Annotated in this window: 18 protein-coding genes and 1 pseudogene; 6 read left to right on the top strand and 13 right to left on the bottom strand. The window is 47.7% G+C overall.

From position 1 onward, the window contains the following. Positions 1-11 precede the first annotated feature (11 nt). The 8 genes and pseudogenes from AYY16_RS04840 to AYY16_RS04805 form a co-directional block, all read right to left on the bottom strand. Complete coding sequence (locus tag AYY16_RS04840; protein WP_067364709.1) at positions 12-959, bottom strand: ABC transporter permease; 948 nt, start codon at positions 957-959, stop codon at positions 12-14. Further along, complete coding sequence (locus AYY16_RS04835) at positions 959-1,954, bottom strand: ABC transporter permease (protein WP_067362766.1); 996 nt, start codon at positions 1,952-1,954, stop codon at positions 959-961. The genes AYY16_RS04840 and AYY16_RS04835 overlap by 1 nt, the downstream gene beginning before the upstream one ends. After that, positions 1,947-3,440: a sugar ABC transporter ATP-binding protein gene (locus AYY16_RS04830; RefSeq protein ID WP_067362763.1), complete on the bottom strand. Its 1,494-nt coding sequence runs from the start codon at positions 3,438-3,440 to the stop codon at positions 1,947-1,949. Before AYY16_RS04830 ends, AYY16_RS04835 begins: the two co-directional genes overlap by 8 nt. 89 nt (positions 3,441-3,529) lie before the next feature. Further along, positions 3,530-4,504 (bottom strand): substrate-binding domain-containing protein, encoded by a 975-nt coding sequence (locus AYY16_RS04825; protein ID WP_067362760.1) that lies wholly within the window; start codon positions 4,502-4,504, stop codon positions 3,530-3,532. Positions 4,505-5,019: 515 nt separating this feature from the next. Continuing rightward, positions 5,020-5,511 (bottom strand): YbaK/EbsC family protein, encoded by a 492-nt coding sequence (locus tag AYY16_RS04820; protein WP_067362757.1) that lies wholly within the window; start codon positions 5,509-5,511, stop codon positions 5,020-5,022. 213 nt (positions 5,512-5,724) lie between these two features. Next, a complete protein-coding gene (locus AYY16_RS20840; RefSeq protein WP_235846208.1) occupies positions 5,725-5,889 on the bottom strand; it encodes a hypothetical protein in 165 nt (54 codons plus the stop codon). An 80-nt stretch (positions 5,890-5,969) separates the two neighbouring features. Next, positions 5,970-7,046 carry a YedE family putative selenium transporter gene (yedE, locus tag AYY16_RS04810; protein WP_223861137.1) on the bottom strand — a complete coding sequence of 359 codons (1,077 nt, stop codon included), beginning with the start codon at positions 7,044-7,046 and terminating at the stop codon, positions 5,970-5,972. Between the two features lie 216 nt (positions 7,047-7,262). After that, positions 7,263-8,649 (bottom strand): annotated as a pseudogene (locus tag AYY16_RS04805) (TrkH family potassium uptake protein). 375 nt (positions 8,650-9,024) lie between these two features. Between AYY16_RS04805 and AYY16_RS04800 the strand changes: the two are divergent. Beyond that, a complete protein-coding gene (locus tag AYY16_RS04800) occupies positions 9,025-9,852 on the top strand; it encodes a hypothetical protein (RefSeq protein WP_235846207.1) in 828 nt (275 codons plus the stop codon). Between the two features lie 219 nt (positions 9,853-10,071). Here AYY16_RS04800 and ychF read toward each other — a convergent pair whose 3' ends face one another. Together ychF and pth are read right to left on the bottom strand one after the other, a co-directional pair. Next, positions 10,072-11,163 carry a redox-regulated ATPase YchF gene (gene ychF / locus AYY16_RS04795; RefSeq protein ID WP_067362750.1) on the bottom strand — a complete coding sequence of 364 codons (1,092 nt, stop codon included), beginning with the start codon at positions 11,161-11,163 and terminating at the stop codon, positions 10,072-10,074. Positions 11,164-11,270: 107 nt separating this feature from the next. Further along, the gene (gene pth / locus AYY16_RS04790) at positions 11,271-11,861 is read right to left on the bottom strand and encodes an aminoacyl-tRNA hydrolase (RefSeq protein ID WP_067362746.1); all 591 of its coding nucleotides are present in this window, start codon (positions 11,859-11,861) and stop codon (positions 11,271-11,273) included. A gap of 306 nt (positions 11,862-12,167) precedes the next feature. Between pth and AYY16_RS04785 the strand changes: the two genes are divergently transcribed. Continuing rightward, positions 12,168-12,437, top strand: coding sequence for a stress-induced YchH family protein (locus tag AYY16_RS04785; RefSeq protein WP_067362742.1), 270 nt, complete (start codon positions 12,168-12,170; stop codon positions 12,435-12,437). A gap of 98 nt (positions 12,438-12,535) precedes the next feature. Here the strand turns inward: AYY16_RS04785 and prs are convergent, their stop codons facing one another. From prs to lolB, 3 genes are all read right to left on the bottom strand, one after another. Then, the gene (prs, locus tag AYY16_RS04780) at positions 12,536-13,483 is read right to left on the bottom strand and encodes a ribose-phosphate diphosphokinase (RefSeq protein ID WP_150384674.1); all 948 of its coding nucleotides are present in this window, start codon (positions 13,481-13,483) and stop codon (positions 12,536-12,538) included. Between the two features lie 77 nt (positions 13,484-13,560). Next, positions 13,561-14,439, bottom strand: coding sequence for a 4-(cytidine 5'-diphospho)-2-C-methyl-D-erythritol kinase (ispE, locus tag AYY16_RS04775; RefSeq protein ID WP_067362735.1), 879 nt, complete (start codon positions 14,437-14,439; stop codon positions 13,561-13,563). Beyond that, entirely contained in the window at positions 14,424-15,053 is a 630-nt protein-coding gene (gene lolB, locus AYY16_RS04770) for a lipoprotein insertase outer membrane protein LolB (protein ID WP_082970653.1), read from the bottom strand. Before lolB ends, ispE begins: the two co-directional genes overlap by 16 nt. A gap of 300 nt (positions 15,054-15,353) precedes the next feature. Between lolB and hemA the strand changes: the two genes are divergently transcribed. The 4 genes from hemA to sirB1 are packed head-to-tail and all read left to right on the top strand — an operon-like array spanning position 15,354 to position 19,374. After that, the gene (gene hemA / locus AYY16_RS04765) at positions 15,354-16,616 is read left to right on the top strand and encodes a glutamyl-tRNA reductase (protein ID WP_067362732.1); all 1,263 of its coding nucleotides are present in this window, start codon (positions 15,354-15,356) and stop codon (positions 16,614-16,616) included. Positions 16,617-16,652: 36 nt separating this feature from the next. Beyond that, entirely contained in the window at positions 16,653-17,735 is a 1,083-nt protein-coding gene (gene prfA, locus AYY16_RS04760) for a peptide chain release factor 1 (protein ID WP_067362729.1), read from the top strand. Next, positions 17,735-18,571, top strand: coding sequence for a peptide chain release factor N(5)-glutamine methyltransferase (gene prmC, locus AYY16_RS04755; RefSeq protein WP_067362726.1), 837 nt, complete (start codon positions 17,735-17,737; stop codon positions 18,569-18,571). Before prfA ends, prmC begins: the two co-directional genes overlap by 1 nt. Continuing rightward, a complete protein-coding gene (gene sirB1 / locus AYY16_RS04750) occupies positions 18,568-19,374 on the top strand; it encodes an invasion regulator SirB1 (RefSeq protein WP_067362722.1) in 807 nt (268 codons plus the stop codon). The genes prmC and sirB1 overlap by 4 nt, the downstream gene beginning before the upstream one ends. Positions 19,375-19,491: the final 117 nt, after the last annotated feature.

Raw genomic sequence — 19,491 nt, 5'->3', positions numbered from 1 at the left:
AATTCGCTTCCTTATGACCGGGCTTTCTGCAATGCAATAAATAAGATAAGAATACCGCCCCACAATGCCATGATGAGATAGCTGCTCACACCCAGCAGGTTCAGCCCGCTCTCCAGCATCTGTAAGACAAATAAGGCCAGTACGATCCCGATAATGCGCCCGAAACCGCCATCCGGATTAACGCCGCCGAGCACAGAGGCAAGAATGGCGATCAGCAGATAAGATTCCCCGTAACCGGCTTTGGCGGAGTTAAATTTCGCCATCATAATAATCGCGGCAACCCAGCACAGAACGGATGAAATGACATACACCGCGATAATGGTTTTCTGTGTATTCAGCCCGGAAAAACGGGTCGCTTTTTCATTCGAGCCCATCAGATAAACGGTGCGTCCCAGCGGGGTGTATTCCAGTAAGCCCCACAGCAGAAAAGCAAACAGCAGGAACAGAATAAGCGGCATCGGGATACCGGCAAGAGTGCCGTTACCCAGCCATAACAGTGACGGCGGAAAGCCTGAAATCACCGTACCGCCGGAAACCAGCACATTCAGCCCGTTGATTAACGTCATCATACCGAGTGTGGCAAGGATAGGGGAAACGCCCACTTTGGCGATTAAGAACCCGTTAATCAGCCCGATCACAATGGCGGTCACTAATCCTGCCAGCAGAGCGGGCAGTAACAGTGCACCATCACCGGGGCTGAGCGCCAGCACACTTGCCATTACCAGCCCGCTGGCATTAGTAGTGGCAATAATGGACAGATTTATTCCGCCGGTCAGCATACAGACAGACATGGCCAGCGCCAGCATACCCAGCAGCGGCATCTGTGAGGTCATCGACTGGAAGTTGGATAGGGAGAAGAAAGGTCCGGCGTTAAAAATTCCCTGTAAAATCAGGATCCCCGCCATAATGACCAGCAGATAAATAATATTGCGGTCACTCCGCAGATTCAGCATTGACATCATGACAGATGACCTCCGTTAGCTGCCCGGCGTTTTTCGTTGTACGCGGTCAGGCTGATACTGATTACAATAATAAAACCGGTCAGAACCGTGTGCCAGTAAGACGGAACGCCCGTCAGTGTCAGTCCGTTCTTCACGACAGCCAGCAGCGCAACCCCCAGAATCACACCGGTGAGTGAGCCTTTTCCGCCGGACATGCTCACCCCGCCCAGAACCACAGCGGCGAGTACGGTTAATTCAAACCCCATCAGGGCATTCGGTGCCACAGACTGAGTTATCTGTGTTTGTATCACAGAAGCAATACCTGCCAGCGCACCCATATAGCCGTAAACAAACAGCATTACGCCCAACAGGCTGATACCGACCCGCTTTGCGGCATCGGCATTACCGCCGACCGCGTAAATCTGGCGTCCGATGCGGGTTTTGCTCATCAGGAAACCGGTCAGTATAATCACAGAAATCAGGGTCAGGATTGGCAGGGAAAGCCCGTAATCGTAACCATCAGTGCCGGTAAATGACATCACTTCAACGCCATCCATAAACCATTCCGGGAAGCCGTACAGCCACTCGCCGTTAGTCACATAAATCAGCAGACCGAAAAAGATATTCAGTGTGGAGATAGTAATAATGATGGACGGCACTTTCAGGCGATAGATAAGCAGGGCGTTAATCAGCCCGAGCAGCAGCCCCGTGACTGCGGCAATGGCAAAAGCGATAAAGAAATTGCCGCCCTGAGACAGAACATACGTTGCCATTACATACTGAGAGATGGCCGCCGTTGCCGGAAACGAGATATCTATCCCGCCGGAAACCAGTACCACAAACAGACCGCAGGCCATAATGGCAAGAATTGCCGTGCTGGTGGTCATGTCAAAGACATTACCCAGCGTCATAAAATCTTCATTGGTGATACCGAGGAACAGGCAGAGCAGCACAATCAATACTGCCAGCCAGAACTCGTGGTGCTGTAACAGCCCCCGCAGTGAATTAAGCATTGACAGCCTCCATTATTTCTTTCTCTGTCGATGTTAACGGACTGAATTCATGGGTAAAACGACCTTCTTTCATCACAATAACCCGGTGACTGTTATAGAATACTTCCGGAATTTCATCACTGATCATCAAAATAGCCATACCTTCATCAGCCAGCATCCTGATTATCTGATAAATACTCTCTTTGTTCGCGACATCCACCCCGACTGTCGGTGAATCGAGGATAAGGATCTCCGGTTTGGCGGCGATCCATTTGGCGATCGCTATCCGCTGGGCATTGCCGCCGGATAAACTGGTTACCGGCAATGCGGGATCGGACACTTTTATCTGTAGTGCCTCTATCAGTTCACTGACTAATTGATGTGCCCTGGTGTTGTCGAGTAATCCGCTTTTGCGGGTCAGACGTGGCAGCATCACGGACGTGGTGTTGTCATGAATAGATTGAGCCATTACCAGACCTGTGCTCATTCTGTCTTCTGACACATAACCGATGCCGTGGTTAATTGCGTCCCGGTTGGAGCGCAATGTGACCGGTGAACCCTTTATCTGCACTGTGCCGCTGTCCGGTTTTGTCATGCCGAATAACGCAAGGCACAGTTCTGTGCGCCCGGAGCCGAGTAGTCCGGTAATACTGACGATTTCTCCGGCGCGCAGTTGCAGGTCGATATCATAAAATTGTTTTTGTTTTGTAAGCTTTTCGGTGGAGAGACATAGGTTTCCCCTGGTGTTGTACGCGGGTAATGGTGTGAACTCGAAACGCTGTCCGGTCATAAGATAAGCCAGCTCATCACTGTTCATCTCATGGGCGTTATAGGTTCCGATCAATTTTCCGTCGCGGATAACAGAAATCCGGTCTGAAATTTCCATCACTTCATCCAGCTTATGACTGACAAACACAACAGTTACCCCGGCGGCTTTTAAATCAGCCACCACGCGGATCAACTGATTGACCTCACTGCGGGTCAGAGATGCGGTCGGTTCATCCATAATCACCAGCCGGGCATCATTTGCCATTGCGCGGCAAATAGCGACCAGCTGACATTCAGCAATAGAAAGTTGTTCAACACGCTTATTCAGGGGCAGGGAAAGACCAATACGGTCTGTAACAGCCTGTGCCTGTTTCAGCTGATGCCGGCGGTTTGCCAGCCCTTTGTACCATTTAACATGTTCCTGAATAATAATATTTTCAGCAACGGTCAAATTCGGAAACAGCGAGAGATCCTGATAAATTATCTGAATTCCCTGCGCGATAGATTGCTGCGGAGTTAATTTACTGTAGCTTCGTCCGTCAATAATAATCTCAGCACCATTTTCCGGTGAATGAACCCCGGAGATAACCTTGAATAAGGTACTTTTGCCGCAGCCATTTTTACCGGCAAGACAATGAACCTCGCCCCGGTTAAACGTCAGATTAATGCTGTCGAGTGCAATGACGGAGCCGAAGTGTTTTGAAACCTGTTTTAAGGTAATCAGTGCGTCTTTTGACATATACAAGCCCATAAGGGCAGCAGCAACGCTGCCCTTTTAACAAACATACGGAAATACGGAAATGACGGAATGACTAAAAGAATGAAAAATCAGAAACCGAGTGAAGTCGCATTATTGCTGTCAACTTCCAGGATTTTATTAAATTTAATCACCTGTTTTTTGGTATCGATTTCTGCTTTACCCAGACCTTTTACTTCAACGCCGTCAGTCACTTTCTTGCCATCCAGCATATCTTTGGAGACAGACACCAGGGCATAACCCGCATCAGCCGGGTTCCACAGGAAGCCACGTTTGATTTCGCCGCCTTTCAGATAAGGTGCAGCCTGCGCCGGCATCAGGATACCTGCAGTACTGATTTTATTTTTAGCACGTTTTTTCTTGATCGCTTCACCGGCACCAATCAGACCCAGTGAGCCGTAAGAGACAATCCCTTTCATTTCAGGATGGGCTTTCATCAGGTCGTTGGTCGCGGCAAAAGAAGCATCAATACTCTCTGCAACCGGCATACGGCTGGTGACCTCGAACATCTCCGGGTAGGTTTTTTTCTGGTATTCGATAGCCAGATCAGCCCAGTTATTATGCAGAGGAACGGTCAGTGAACCGACATAAATCACATAGCCGCCTTTGCCGCCCATGTTTTTTGCCAGCTCATCCATGGTGGCTTTGGCGTAGGCATCGTTATCGATAGTTTCGATATCCCAGTCTGCGTTATGACCATCCGGTGCTTCATGAGTCAGGATGACAATACCTTGTGCGCGGGCTTTCTTAAAGACAGGCTCCAGCACGGTAACGTCATTAGGAACCACGGTGATGGCATCCACTTTTTTGGCGATCAGGTCTTCGATGATTTTAACCTGCTGAGCTGGGTCCGGCGTGGAAGGACCAACCTGATAGGCATTCACGCCAAGATCTTTTGCTGCCTGCTGAACCCCTTTATCCATCTGGTTAAACCAGGGAATACCGGAGACTTTGACAACGTTGACGATTTCGTATTCTTTTGCAAACACGCTGGCAGAAAAGAGAGCAACAGATAATGCCGCGATTTTAAAATAGGCTTTCTTCATCGGTAATGACCCTTTTATATGGATACAGAGAGTGTTGTAGGGAGACCAAAATGAAACCTGACTATAGATGTGGGGCAGCGGGAAAAGGAGGAAAGAGGTGAAAAATGTGATCTATGCCCATAAATGATACGTATATGTTAAATTAAAGATATCAAAATGTTTGTTTTATCTATTTTTGTAATTTAACAACGCACTTAGTTATCATTTTAACGTAAAATTAACAATATAATCCATATTTGATAGCATGAGTGGCTGTGTAATATTAATGTCGAAATAAATTAATTATTGACATTTTAAATGATACTTAGGAGATCCAATAAAAACAGGCTGAACCGATTGTTTTTAATGTAACTAAATTTACCATTTCAGCATAACGTGATAATCATCACATTGTAATGCGATTAAACCCGCCTCATAGATGTAATAAAAGAACATTAAATTATCATTCTTATATTACTATTTGATTATTAATGAATAATATTCTTTTTTACACCGGCTAAACCAGGCGCGCAGTATCAGAGGATAAAACTAAATTCCTGCGGTTTCACAATTGCGCGGTAGTCTTCTGCATTCAATACGATGGTTTCGGTTAATGTTCCGGCATTAAAGGCAATCTCGGAATAGCGCTCAAATAATACCGGGTCAATAACCAGCTCAAGATCAGGATTAAATGTAAAAGGCGCAAGTGCGCCGGGCACGCAATCCGTTAACTCTTTCACCTGATCGGCTGTCGCAAAGGACATCTTTTTTCCACCGAAAAAGCCGGTCAGTTTTTCACCATCAATTTTTTCATCGCCCGGTAACACAGCAAGCACATTTTTCTTTACGCCATTGCCTTTTACTTTAAGAATTACAGCTTTGGAGCACTGTCCCAGCTCTACATCACGCATTTGCGCGACTTCACCGGAGGTAAACCCGAGCGCATCATGGCTCATTATTTCATAACGGGCGTTGTGCTCGTCTAAAAGGGCAGTGATTTTATTAAGAATAGTATCTGGTGCCGACATGTTGTTTTTCCTGTTATATACCCTTATTCATTCAAACTGCAGGTTCGTTGGCTGCACTCAGCTAGCCGGGTCACATACTTGTGTATGCTCCCCGTCTATCTTCCCTTGCCGCCTTCCTGCATCTTGAATGACGTTGGGTATATATTGTGATGACTGATCAGAAAAGAGCAGTGATGCGCTGCTCATTTTTATGTATCGATTTATTCTGTGTAACTACGCGTTTCTATCCATCCAGACCTGTTTATAATCCGAACCGGATATCCGCCAGATTTCCCTGATATTTTCGCCGGTATAATCCAGATAGGCATTTTCAGTATTAAAACCGGCAATCAGCGCAGTTTCACATTCTGTCGATACCTTGCGGGGTGCATCTGTCACGGAGGATTCTACGGCATTGGCATGTAATTGGCTTTTAAGTTTTTTTTAAACCATGCTGAGAATGGAATAAAAACAAATAATTATACACTATGTTCTTCCTCGGATTTTTTATTGGCAATGCGTGTATAGATAATACCGATTGATATCGTTAACAATAAACCAATAATAACAATCAGTTTACCGTTTCCGGTAACACCTGCCGGGCTCGATGCATAAGAAAAATTATGGGCAAAAGCAGCCCCGATCAGCATACCGAGGACACTGACAGCCGCATCTGTATTTCCCTGACCGGCATTAGCCAGCTGGCGCAGCGGACACCCGGTAATAAAGACACCGCACAAGCCGACAAGCATCATGGACAGAAAATTCCACAGACCATCAGTATGCGCAATCGGCTGATTTTCAAATCCGATATTAATTTTCCCTGTCAGGGCATTACCGGCAATAATAATGATGAGCAGGGCAATAACGCCGATAGCCATATTATAGTTACGCGAGAGAAAAATATTTTTCGCCATACCAATAAAACAAAACCGGGTACGCTGGATAATCACGCCGATAATAAGACCGGCGAAAATGGCCATCCAGACCGGAGCGTGGCTTGCCCCCGGACCTTTGACACTGGATTTGAATATAGTGCTGTCAACAATAAACATAATGAACAGCACAAGACAAACAGCCGGCAGGATAAGACCTTCTGCTGCGGATTGCTGATAATTACGCGGTAATGAAAATCCTTTTTTAAGAAACAGACTGCCGCCCCATATACCGGCAACAAGACCAAATAACCCGACAACGGCATTTAAATCCCCGGCACCTATCCGTAGGATCATCCGTAACGGGCAGCCTAAAAAGACCAGGCAACCGGCCATCATCAGAAAACCTAAGGTAAAACGGATAACGGGTGCAGACCCCGCTTTGGACTTAAATTCTTTAAAAATAACGGCGGCACCAAATGAGCCAAGAATAAAACCGAAAATTTCAGGACGAAGGTATTGAACGGTTTCTGCATTATGTAACCCCATACTACCGGCACTGTCACGGATAAAACAGGCAACACAAACCCCCATATTGGGCGGGTTTCCGTATATTCCGAGAATTAAGGCACAGGCACCGATAATAATACCGGCGATAATTAAGATGAGTTTTGTTGACATTATGTAACTCCGTTACGGAGATGTTATCTCCTGACTAATAGAACCTATTAAGTACGAAGTAAATATACAGCAGTAAAAATTAATATCTTTTATACTCGTCATACTTCAGGATACCCGGGTGTTGAGTACGCTTGTCGCCGACAGGTATCCCGAATTATTTAGAGTATATGACTGTCATATTTCAGGCTAACAGTGCGGTAAAAAGAATAAATATCATTACGGCCAGTTACGCCAGAAACTGACAGAAAACAGCACCAGCAGGGTATAAATCTCCAGGCGGCCTAATAACATAGCAAAACAGAGCAGATATTTTGCCGCCGGTGATATTTCACCGAAACCCGGAGCGGTTAATCCAAACCCTAGCCCCATATTATTAATGCAGGCCGCCACACTGGCAAAGGAGGTCATTAAATCGTATCCCATCAGATTGAGACACCAGATAAAAATACAGGTACAGATAATATAGAGAAAGAAGAAACTCAGGACGGAATTGATTAACCGGTTTTGAATAACGGTATCGCCGATTTTAATCCGCGTCTGTGCTTTCGGGTGGATAAGGGAATAGACTTCCTGCCAACTCTGTTTGGATAAAATCAAAAAACGGACAGCTTTAATACCACCACAGGTAGAACCGACACAGCCACCAAAAAAAGCTGGCAAACAGTAGTAATACAATAATATGAGACGGCCACTGTGCATAATCGGCGGTAGCTAATCCATTATCTGTCAGCATTGAACTGGTCAGGAAAAAAGCATGAACAAAGGACTCTTCCGCTGAGGAGTACATATTTGCCCGCCAGACTTCAAAAAATACCAGGGCGATAATAAACGCGGCAACGGCAAAATAGAACCGTAGTTCAGTACTGCTGAAAAGGGGTTTCAGACTCCGCTTTGCCAGTGCCATAAAATAGAGTGTAAAATTGACCGCAGATAATAATGAAAAAATCCCGGCAACCAGCTCAATGGATGAGCTGTTAAAGTACCCGATACTTTCACTGTAGGTTGAAAATCCGCCGAGAGAAACAGTTGATAATCCGTGACACAATGCATCAAACCACGACATTCCGGCAAATTTAAAAGCGACAATACAGAGGAAACCCAGCAATAAATAGGTAAACCATAAGTTACGGGCAGAACTTGCCAGGCGTGGTGTTAAGCGTTCATCTTTAAAGGGACCGGCCATTTCAGACTGATATAACCGCATCCCTCCTATTCCGAGCAGGGGAAATATCGCGACGGCGAGGACAATAACACCCAATCCGCCGATAAAATTGAGCTGAGCGCGGTAATAAAGAACAGAGCGGGGCAAGTCAGTGACATTATGAAAGACAGAGGCACCCGTTGTGGTAATACCGGAAATCCCCTCAAATAATGCATCTTCAAATGCCATATTAAGGTGGTCGTCCAGCCAGAACGGCATAGCACTGATAATTGAAAATAACAGCCAGAACACAGCAATAACCAGAAAGCCATCGCGGGTCTGCAATTGTAATTCCGCAGTTTTACTGCGATACCAGCAAACTATCCCCGCCGGAAAGAAAATCAGAAAACTGGTCGCAAACGCAAAAAAACTCTGCTCCCCGGCGGCCAGCGCAACCAGCATCGGCAACAGCAGCGTCAGGCTGTATATCACAATCAGAAAACTGCTCAGATGGATGATTACTCGGGAGCGGGATGAGAGCACAGGGTGACCACCTGATTTTTTTTTATTTAATAGCGAATTGTATCAGTAAAATAGTCTTTGATGGTGAACTAATTATGGTCGAATGTAAACGGTCCGGTGATTTTCGGAATGTGATTAACAGCCGGTAATTTTATTAAAATCCGTTAATGATGCCGCTTTCTGTAAATTACGTCAGGTAGGGATATAAATAGAGTTTGGTTAGATGAGGGTATGGTGCGGGGTATTGCGGTGGGTAGTTATCATTCTATAATTCGTGTACGTTAGTAGTTTATCGTGTTACAGGGGGTATTAGTCTTGAAAAAATCATTGCTGCTATGTCTGATGTGTAGTGTTTCTTATAATGCACATTCAAGTGAAAAAACCTGCTCCGGGGATATGATTTCCGTCAATGCTTTTAATAATTTCATATTTACTCAAGAGCAACCATTTAATGATTCTCTGAAAGAAATAAATTTACGCATAAAAAGCAAAGATGATTATATTAGTAATAATACACATGCGGAATTTGATGGTTGTGGGGTGCTGTTAAAGTTGAAAAGTAATGAAGTCATTAAATCTCAGATTAAAGAAAATATTCTAATCAACGCAACAGATATGGCGATAAATAAAAATGATAAAATCTGGGGTTATAAAATGACATTTAAAATGTCTGCGGTTAATCAAGATGGCATCGAAAAAAATATCATGTTGCAGAAAATGAGTGGAAAGTTTCAGACTGACATCAATGGAAAAATAAATAAATCTGAAGATACCTCTTATGTTCTTATTGGGAAAGATCGTATGTCTGCTAAAGCAGTGACAACATTTTTAATTGATGACAAGGACCGGGTATCTGAATCAAGCCGGGTTAGTACAATGAAAAATGACAGTGTTAATACAATATATAGCTATGATTCTAAAAACCGCTTAATACAAACCCGATCCGGTTCAACTATAGAAGAGTTTACTTATGGAGATGATAACCGAGAGTTAAGCAGCAAAAAGGTACAGGAATTCTTTACAACTGAAACAACAGTGACGACGTGTAAAGACTGGAATAAATTTGGGAGATGTACTGATGCCGAACAAGATATATCAGTTTTAATTAAAGGTGATAAAGGTAAAAAAAGATGCTATATATAATCACCATGCTGATATTAAATATGATTACGTGTATTGATTTTATATTAATTCGCAGGCATCTATGTTTTTCTACGATAATTAAATTATTGATATATATATACTCACCGTCATTCAAGCCGCAGGCAGCTATACTGATTAAGGCGGCAGTAATGTATAGGTATACATATCAAAACCCACGCATTTGCGTGGGTTTACATGGCTACCGGATATTAAACTCAATCAAACATTAAACAAAAAGTTCAGCACATCGCCGTCCTGGACAATATACTCTTTGCCTTCTGCGCGCATTTTACCGGCTTCTTTTGCGCCTTGTTCACCTTTGTACTGAATAAAATCGTTATAGGCGATGGTCTGGGCGCGGATAAAGCCTTTTTCAAAGTCGGTATGGATTTTACCGGCTGCCTGCGGGGCAGTGGCACCGACAGGAATGGTCCATGCGCGGACTTCTTTTACACCGGCGGTGAAATAGGTCTGCAATTCGAGCAGGGCATAACCGGCGCGGATCACGCGGTTCAGACCCGGTTCTTCAATACCGAGATCGGCCATAAACTCTTCGCGGTCGCCATCTTCCAGTTCAGCAATGTCAGACTCAATTGCCGCACATACAGGCACAACCACAGAACCTTCTTTCTCTGCAATCTCACGCACTTGTTCAAGATACGGATTGTTTTCGAAACCATCTTCACTGACGTTGGCAATGTACATAGTTGGTTTCAGTGTCAGGAAGCTCAGGTAACGGATAGCGCCGGCTTCTTCTTTATTCAGAGACAGGCTGCGCAGCATCTGTGCGTTTTCCAGCAGCGGCAGGCATTTCTCCAGCACTTCCAGCTCGAGTTTTGCGTCTTTATCACCGCCTTTGGCGCGCTTCTGAACACGGTGAATAGCACGCTCGCAGGTATCGAGATCCGCCAGTGCCAGTTCGGTATTGATGGTATCAATATCATCTGCCGGGTTTACACAACCGGATACATGGATAATATTGTCGTTGTCAAAACAGCGGACAACGTGACCGATAGCTTCCGTTTCGCGGATATTAGTCAGGAACTGGTTACCCAGACCTTCACCTTTGGATGCGCCTTTCACAAGCCCTGCAATATCGACGAATTCCATGGTAGTCGGCAGAATACGCTGTGGTTTAACGATTTCCGCGAGAGCATCTAACCGGGCATCCGGCATCGGAACAACACCGGTGTTCGGTTCGATTGTACAGAACGGAAAGTTCGCCGCTTCAATACCTGCTTTGGTCAGCGCGTTAAACAGCGTTGATTTACCAACGTTCGGCAGGCCGACGATACCACATTTGAAACCCATAAATTCTTCACCTTAAAAATGACAGCAGACCGATACGGTCTGCAAGCACGTTAAATAATTGCCGCTGATTATACACGGTTGCGGCTAAACAGACGACATTTCCCGACTCAGCGCTCTGCTTTAAACGTATGTAAACGGGAGATGGCTTTTGCCATGCCGTCTTTCATCAGTACATCCGTGCAGCGCACGGCTTCATCGATAGTGTCATCGATTAATTGCTGTTCACTGGCAGGTGGTTTACCCAGCACAAAACCAACAACCTGGCTTTTATCGCCCGGATGCCCGATACCAATACGCAGACGATGAAAGTTCGGGTTGTTACCAAGTTTGCTCTGAATATCTTTCAGACCATTATGCCCGCCGTTACCGCCGCCGAGCTTCATTTTTGCCACGCCGGGCGGGAGATCCAGCTCATCATGGGCAACCAGAATTTCATCCGGGGCAATCTGATAAAAACCGGCGATGGCGCTGACGGCTTTGCCGCTCAGGTTCATAAAGGTAACCGGTACCAGCAGGCGGACATCATTTCCCTGAATATTCAGGCGTGCGGTATAGCCGTAAAACTTACTTTCTGATTTTAATGACTGGTTATGGCGACGGGCAAGCTCATCAACAAACCAGGCACCGGCATTGTGGCGCGTTTGGGCGTATTCCGCACCGGGGTTTGCCAGCCCCACAATTAATTTAATCTGACTCACACTGTTTTCACTTGTTGTTCAGGCAGGGTTTTAATGCAAAGAGGGATATTCTACCTGTCTGCTGCGCGGAGTACAAAAATAAACGCCGGGGCAGGGGAAAGAGTGACTATTTGTGCACTAGTTTAGTGGGGAACTATTAAATTTTTTTTGTTTGGCACGATTAGCCAAATAAAAAAGGTTATTTTTGGTCTATGTGATCTCATACGCAACATATTCGTAAAAATACGGGCTATAATCTGTACTAAGAAGGAATTCCTGCTTTCGTACTTTTAGTTGTTTTGAGACAAATGAGTGACGGAGGTTTCTATGAAACGTAAACTAACCTTATTAGTAGGGAATCTGCTGATGATCGTCGGTATGTTACTGATGGTCGGCAGTATGGCCTTTACTTTCAGCGTTCTTATCTTTGCACTTCCTGTGCCTGATGTTTATTCTGAGGCTTCCCTTATGGGGATCTTTATCGGTGCTTTAGTCTGGTTAGCCGGAGCCGGTATAAGCGGGCGCCGTGAATGTATCGCAGACAAATATTACTGGCTGCGTAACTTTCACAGCCGCTATCGTCGCCGGATGCCGTAACGCCGTAACAAATACCGGTCATTTTGTTCTGCATACAAAAAACCCGTTGTAATCAGCAACGGGTTTGACACGCAATATGTGCGCCTGATTCAGATGAATCAGTGCTCGAACATCGCGGAGATAGACTCTTCATTACTGATACGGCGGATGGCTTCAGCCAGCATCCCGGATAATGTCAGTGAGCGGACATTACTCAGTGCTTTGATCTCAGCTGATAACGGAATGGTGTCACAGACAATCACTTCGTCAATTACTGAATCACGGATGTTGTTCACCGCGTTGCCGGAGAAGATAGGGTGAGTTGCGTAAGCAAATACACGTTTCGCACCACGTTCTTTCAGTGCTTCCGCAGCTTTGCACAGCGTGCCCCCTGTATCAATCATATCGTCAACCAGTACACAGTCACGACCCGCCACATCACCGATAATATGCATCACCTGAGAAACGTTCGCACGCGGGCGGCGTTTATCGATGATAGCCATATCAGTGTCGTTGAGCAGTTTGGCAATGGCGCGCGCACGTACCACACCACCGATATCCGGAGAAACCACAATCGGGTTATCCAGATCTTTCTGTAACATATCTTCCAGAAGGATCGGGCTGCCGAAGACGTTATCAACCGGGACATCAAAGAAACCCTGAATCTGTTCAGCGTGAAGATCAACAGTCAGCACACGGTCAACACCCACACTTGAAAGGAAGTCAGCAACCACTTTCGCGGTGATTGGTACACGCGTTGAGCGGACACGACGATCCTGACGGGCATAACCGAAGTACGGAATTACCGCGGTGATACGACCCGCAGAAGCACGGCGCAGCGCGTCGACCATCACAACCAGTTCCATCAGATTATCATTGGTCGGTGCACAGGTAGACTGGATGATGAAGACATCACCACCGCGCACGTTTTCATTGATTTGAACACTGACTTCACCGTCGCTGAAACGACCAATCGCAGCATCTCCGAGGTTAGTGTACAGGCGGTTGGCAACACGTTGTGCCAGTTCCGGGATGGCGTTACCAGCAAAAAGCTTCATATCAGGCACGAGAAAAACCTCAGGCATGCGTCCAGAGAGAGTGAATTGTACACCTGAAAGCGTCAGGGGGACGAAATCAGGGGCAATTACGGTTTAATGCCGGCGCGGAACTGATGAAGCGGCGATATGTTGACACCATGTGCCACAAAGCCCTTCACCCACGCCGGCGCGTTACTTAACACCTGTCGGGCGGTTGCCTGGTTTTCGAACTCACCGAACACACATGCACCCGTACCGGTCAGGCGTGACGTTGTATATTGTAGCAGCCAGGAAAGAAGTTCATCAACCTCACGGAAACGTTTTCTTGCGGTCGGTTCACAGTCATTTGCGAACGGAGCCTTTAATAATGCGGGCAGAGAGCGGATCGGGGTGTCGCGAATTAATTGTGGATCTGTGAAGATTAGCGGTGTCGGAACCGAAATTCCCGGGTGTGCGACCAGATACCAGCACTCCGGCGGTGACGCCGGGGTCAGAATTTCACCGATTCCTTCGGCAAATGCGGCATGCCCCCGGACAAATACCGGGACATCGGCACCCAGGGTAACACCTAATTGCGCAAGAGTTTCATCAGGTAACTGTAACTTCCAGTGATAATTCAGCGCAACAAGAACTGTGGCGGCATTGGATGATCCGCCGCCGATCCCGCCGCCCAGAGGCAGAATTTTATCAACAGAGATATCCGCACCGTACGGGGTATCTGTCAGATGCTGTTCGCGGGCATATTGCTGTAACAAGCGGGCGGCACGGATAACCAGGTTCTGCTCATCCGGTACACCGGACAGCGGCGTCAGAAGCCGGATATTATCATCTGTGCGGGGTGTGATTGTGACACTGTCACCATAATCGAGAAACTGAAACAGCGTTTGCAACAGATGATAGCCATCCTCTCTGCGGCCTGTGATATACAAAAACAGGTTCAGTTTGGCAGGGGATGGCCAGGTCAGAGACGTTAATTGAGTGTCCATGAATCCATTTTCAGCTTAATGCGGTTGCTGCCTTGTTCGATATCAAGGCGGTTCGGCAGTTGCGGTGAGGTTTTATCGTCATAAGACTGATAACTGACTTTCCACTTCTCCATGCCTTGTGACCAGGTCAGGGCTTTGAGGTGGTATTCATTGCTGATGGCATAGGATTGGGCATCGCCCGGCAATCCGGTTATCCACTGACGCAGGTTTTCCATCGGAATAGCCATGCCGGTCAGCTGATAAATCATATTGTCCGGGTCATCGCTGTAATGCTTTTGCCCTTTATTATCCGTAAGCTGGGTCTGACCATCCCGGACAATCAGTTCCAGTTCCGTACTGCCGACCGGGTTGGTCAGCAGCAACTTGTAGCTGTCAGCGGAATATTGCTGCCAGAAAAAGCGGGCGTAAGTTTTCTGGTTTTCGCCGATGTAGGCGAATGAACCACGGGTCTGGTAGCCGGTGAGATTATTCACTTTCTCCACATGGTTCTTCCAGCCGGCAGATGTCGCGGAGACATCCCCTTTTTCTGCCGTGTCCGGCAGGGTACAGGCAGCCAGGATCAGGCTGCATAACGGTAATAACCGGATAACGCGTGGTAATTGTATAAGAGCCACGTTGTAATTTCCTTTAACAACTGAAAACGCAATCAATGTAATCAACGGGAATATTGTGCCTGTTCCGGCCACTATTTCCTACCTCTCTTACGCTGATTTACGCAAATATCAGGCCTATTAATAGCGGACGGGCCGCACTGAGCTGTACTACATTAATTGCTTATTATCATTGATTCGGGTTTAGCGCTTTAATTGCGGTGAGCCGACTGCTAAAATGCCTGCAGTTATCCTTAGTAAGGGTGTTGATTTCCGGTATACTCTGCCGGTGTTTCACACACTTACCTGATTCGCATTGCAGATATGACTCTATTAGCACTCGGCATTAACCACAAAACCGCGCCTGTTGCGTTACGTGAGAAAGTCACGTTTTCACCGGACAGCATGGAAGCGGCGTTAGCTAATCTGCTCGAACAGCCGTCTGTGAGCGGCGGCGTTGTGCTGTCTACGTGTAACCGGACCGAGATTTATCTCAGTGTGAATGAGCAGGGCGACCAGCGCGACCAGCTGATTAACTGGCTGTGCCGCTATCACAATATCAATCCGCAGGAACTGATGTCCAGCCTGTACTGGCATCAGGGTAATGAAGCTGTCAGTCACCTGATGCGGGTGGCGAGCGGTCTGGACTCGCTGGTGCTCGGCGAGCCGCAGATACTGGGGCAGGTCAAAAAAGCCTTTGCGCAATCTCAGACACATCAGTCACTCTCCCGCGAGCTGGAACGCCTGTTTCAGAAATCATTCTCTGTCGCCAAACGTGTGCGGACAGAAACAGACATTGGCGCAAATGCGGTTTCTGTAGCGTTTGCCGCCTGTACGCTGGCGCGTCAGATTTTTGAATCCTTAGCCAAACTGAATATTCTGCTGGTCGGTGCCGGGGAAACCATTGAACTGGTTGCCCGTCATCTGAACGAGCACGGCGTGAAACACATGATGATCGCCAACCGGACCCGTGAGCGCGCCCGTATTCTGGCGCAGGAAGTCAATGCGGAAGTGATTACGCTGCCGGAAATCGACAGTCGGCTGGCGGAGGCGGATATTGTTATCAGTTCCACAGCCAGCCCGCTGCCGATTATCGGTAAAGGGATGGTGGAGCGCGCGCTGAAAGCCCGGCGAAACCGCCCGATGCTGCTGGTGGATATTGCCGTACCGCGTGATATCGAAGCCGATGTTGAAAAGCTCAGTAACGTCTATCTTTATACTGTGGATGACCTCGAGGCTATTATTGAGCATAACCTGGCGCAGCGTCAGGTTGCCGCACAGCAGGCGGAATCAATAGTTGCTCAGGAAAGCGGACACTTTATGGAGTGGCTGCGCAGTCAGGGCGCGGTGAACACTATCCGCGAATACCGCGAACAGGCTGAAGAGATCCGCGCCGCGATGGCAGAACGGGCTGTCAGTCTGATTCAGCAGGGGCATGACCCCGCGGATGTTATCAACCAGATGACACAGCAACTGACCAACCGCCTTATCCACGCACCGACCAAATCACTCCGGGAAGCTGCCGGTGACGGTGACACTGAGCGTCTGACACTGTTACGCGACAGCCTCGGGCTGGAGCACCATTAATTTCCTCTATTATTATTTTAAGGTAGCAGACTACGAATGAAGCCTTCTATTGTCGCAAAGCTGGAAGCATTAAAAGAACGTTTCGAAGAAATTCAGGCGCATCTTGCGGACGCCGATGTTATCGCTGATCAAAATAAATTCCGTGCCTTATCAAAAGAATACGCGCAATTATCCGATGTTGCGAAGTGTTTTGAAACCTGGCAGGCTATTCAGGATGATATCGAAACCGCGCAATTGCTTCTTGATGATCCTGAAATGAAGGAGATGGCGCAAGAAGAGCTGAAAGACGCAAAACTGCGCAATGAAACCTCAGAGCAGGAATTGCAGGTTTTATTGCTGCCGAAAGACCCGGATGATGAACGCAACTGCTTCCTGGAAATCCGCGCCGGTACAGGCGGGGATGAAGCTGCTCTGTTTGCCGGTGATTTATTCCGGATGTACAGCCGTTATGCCGAAGCCCGCCGCTGGAAAATTGAAATAATGAACAGCAACGACGGCGAACACGGCGGTTATAAAGAGATTGTTTTCAAAGTCGTCGGTGATAATGCCTACGGAACAATGAAGTTTGAATCCGGCGGTCACCGTGTGCAGCGCGTACCGGAAACCGAGTCACAGGGACGTATTCATACCTCCGCCTGTACTGTCGCGGTACTGGCTGAAGTGCCGGAAGCCGAGTTAACGGATATCAGCCCGGCGGATCTGCGTATTGATACCTTCCGTTCATCCGGTGCCGGTGGTCAGCACGTTAATACCACCGACTCCGCTATCCGTATTACCCATATTCCGTCCGGGATTGTTGTTGAGTGCCAGGACGAACGTTCGCAGCACAAAAATAAAGCCAAAGCCATGTCTGTGCTGGCGGCACGTATCAAAGCGGCGGAAGAGGCAAAACGCCATGAAGCGGAAGCTTCTGAGCGGCGTAATCTGCTCGGCTCCGGTGATCGTTCTGACCGCATCCGCACCTATAATTTCCCGCAGGGGCGCGTAACTGATCACCGCATCAACCTGACCCTTTACCGCCTGGATGAAGTGATGGAAGGTAAGCTGGATGCGCTTATCCAGCCACTGATTAATGAATATCAGGCAGATCAGCTCGCGGCGCTGTCTGATCAGGACTGATGACTTTCCGTACCTGGCTGGCGGCCGCAATCACACGTCTTTGTCACAGTGACAGCCCGAAACGCGATGCGGAGATTTTGCTCGGGCATGTTACCGGGCGCAGCCGCAGCTATATTTTTGCATTTGATGAAACTGCACTGAGTGATGATGAACAGCAGCGCCTTGAATCGCTGCTGATAAGGCGTGAACAGGGTGAGCCGGTAGCATATATCACCGGCTCACGTGAATTCTGGTCGCTCCCGGTACAGGTATCACCGGCAACACTTATTCCGCGTCCGGATACCGAATGTCTGGTGGAAGCCGCACTTGAGCTGCTGCCTGCGGGTGCCTGTGATATTCTCGATCTTGGCACCGGCACCGGGGCTATTGCGCTGGCGCTGGCATCCGAACGCCCGGATTGTACTGTCACCGGGGTGGATATTCAGCCCGGTGCGGTGGAACTGGCACGTCTCAATGCCACTCAGCTGGCACTTAATAATGTTTCCTTTAAAGAAAGTTGCTGGTTTGCTTCACTGGCGATCCATCAATTTGCTATGATAGTGAGTAACCCGCCTTATATTGATGAAAATGATGAACATCTGGCACTGGGTGATGTCCGTTTCGAGCCGCGCAGCGCACTGGTTGCGGGACAGAACGGGCTTGCCGATTTAGCTGATATTGCGCAGGCGTCATCAGATTATCTGCAATCCGGCGGGTGGTTAGTCGTGGAGCATGGCTGGCGGCAGGGTGATGCCGTCCGTGAACTGTTCCGGAAAAACGGATTTTGCCGGGTGGAAACCCGCCGCGATTATGGTGGAAATGAGCGGGTTACTTTAGGTCAACGGGAAGAGAAATGAAAAGCATTGCCGATTTTGAGTTCAATGGGGCGTCGTTACTGAACGGTATTCTGTTAGCGTTAAAAACTGTCCGCCCTGATTTTGATCAGCCGCAGGCTGAATTGCATATCAATGAACTTATCCGTCAGGCCCGTAAACGCCTTCCGCCGGGAGCGGATGACCGCACCTGTTTACAGACACTCATCACACTCTTTTACCAGAAATGGCAGTTTGGTGGTGCCAGCGGTGTGTATTCCCTGTCTGACACCCTCTGGCTGGACACCGTTTTGCGCACACAGCGCGGCTCGCCGGTTTCACTCGGGATCTTGTTTATCCATCTTGCTCAGTCCGTCGGGCTGCCGGTTGCGCCGGTTGTTTTTCCTACTCAGCTGATTCTGCGTGCGGATCTGGAAGAAGAAACGCTGTTTATTAATCCGATTAACGGCGAAATACTGGATCAGCACACGCTGGATGTCTGGATAAAAGGCACACTCAGTCCGGCACAGCATCTGACCGGCGGGGATTTGGAAGAGGCCGAAAACAGTCATGTGGTGCGCAAGTATCTTGAGAGTATTAAAGTTTCCCTGATGGAAGAGAAAAAAATGGAGCAGGCGCTGAGAGTCAGCGAAACCATTTTACTGTTTGATCCGGATGACCCTTATGAAATCCGCGATCGCGGCCTGATATATGCACAGCTGGATTGCAGCCATATCGCGATTTCAGACCTGAATTATTTTGTTGAGCAGTGCCCGAAAGACCCGGTGTCTGAGATGATAAAAATGCAGATCCATACCTATGAGCAGCAGCACATCGTTCTGCACTAAATGGTTCTGCATTAAATAGCGGGCGCTGTTTTTACCGTTTCCATAAACGCAATATACACCCAACGTCATTCAAATTGCAGGCTGGCTTCCCGCCTCCAACGAACCAGCAGTTTGAAT

This window comes from Morganella psychrotolerans (genome assembly GCF_001676155.1).
GTDB classification, from domain to species: domain Bacteria; phylum Pseudomonadota; class Gammaproteobacteria; order Enterobacterales; family Enterobacteriaceae; genus Morganella; species Morganella psychrotolerans.
This window is presented reverse-complemented; position numbering and strand designations above follow the sequence as displayed.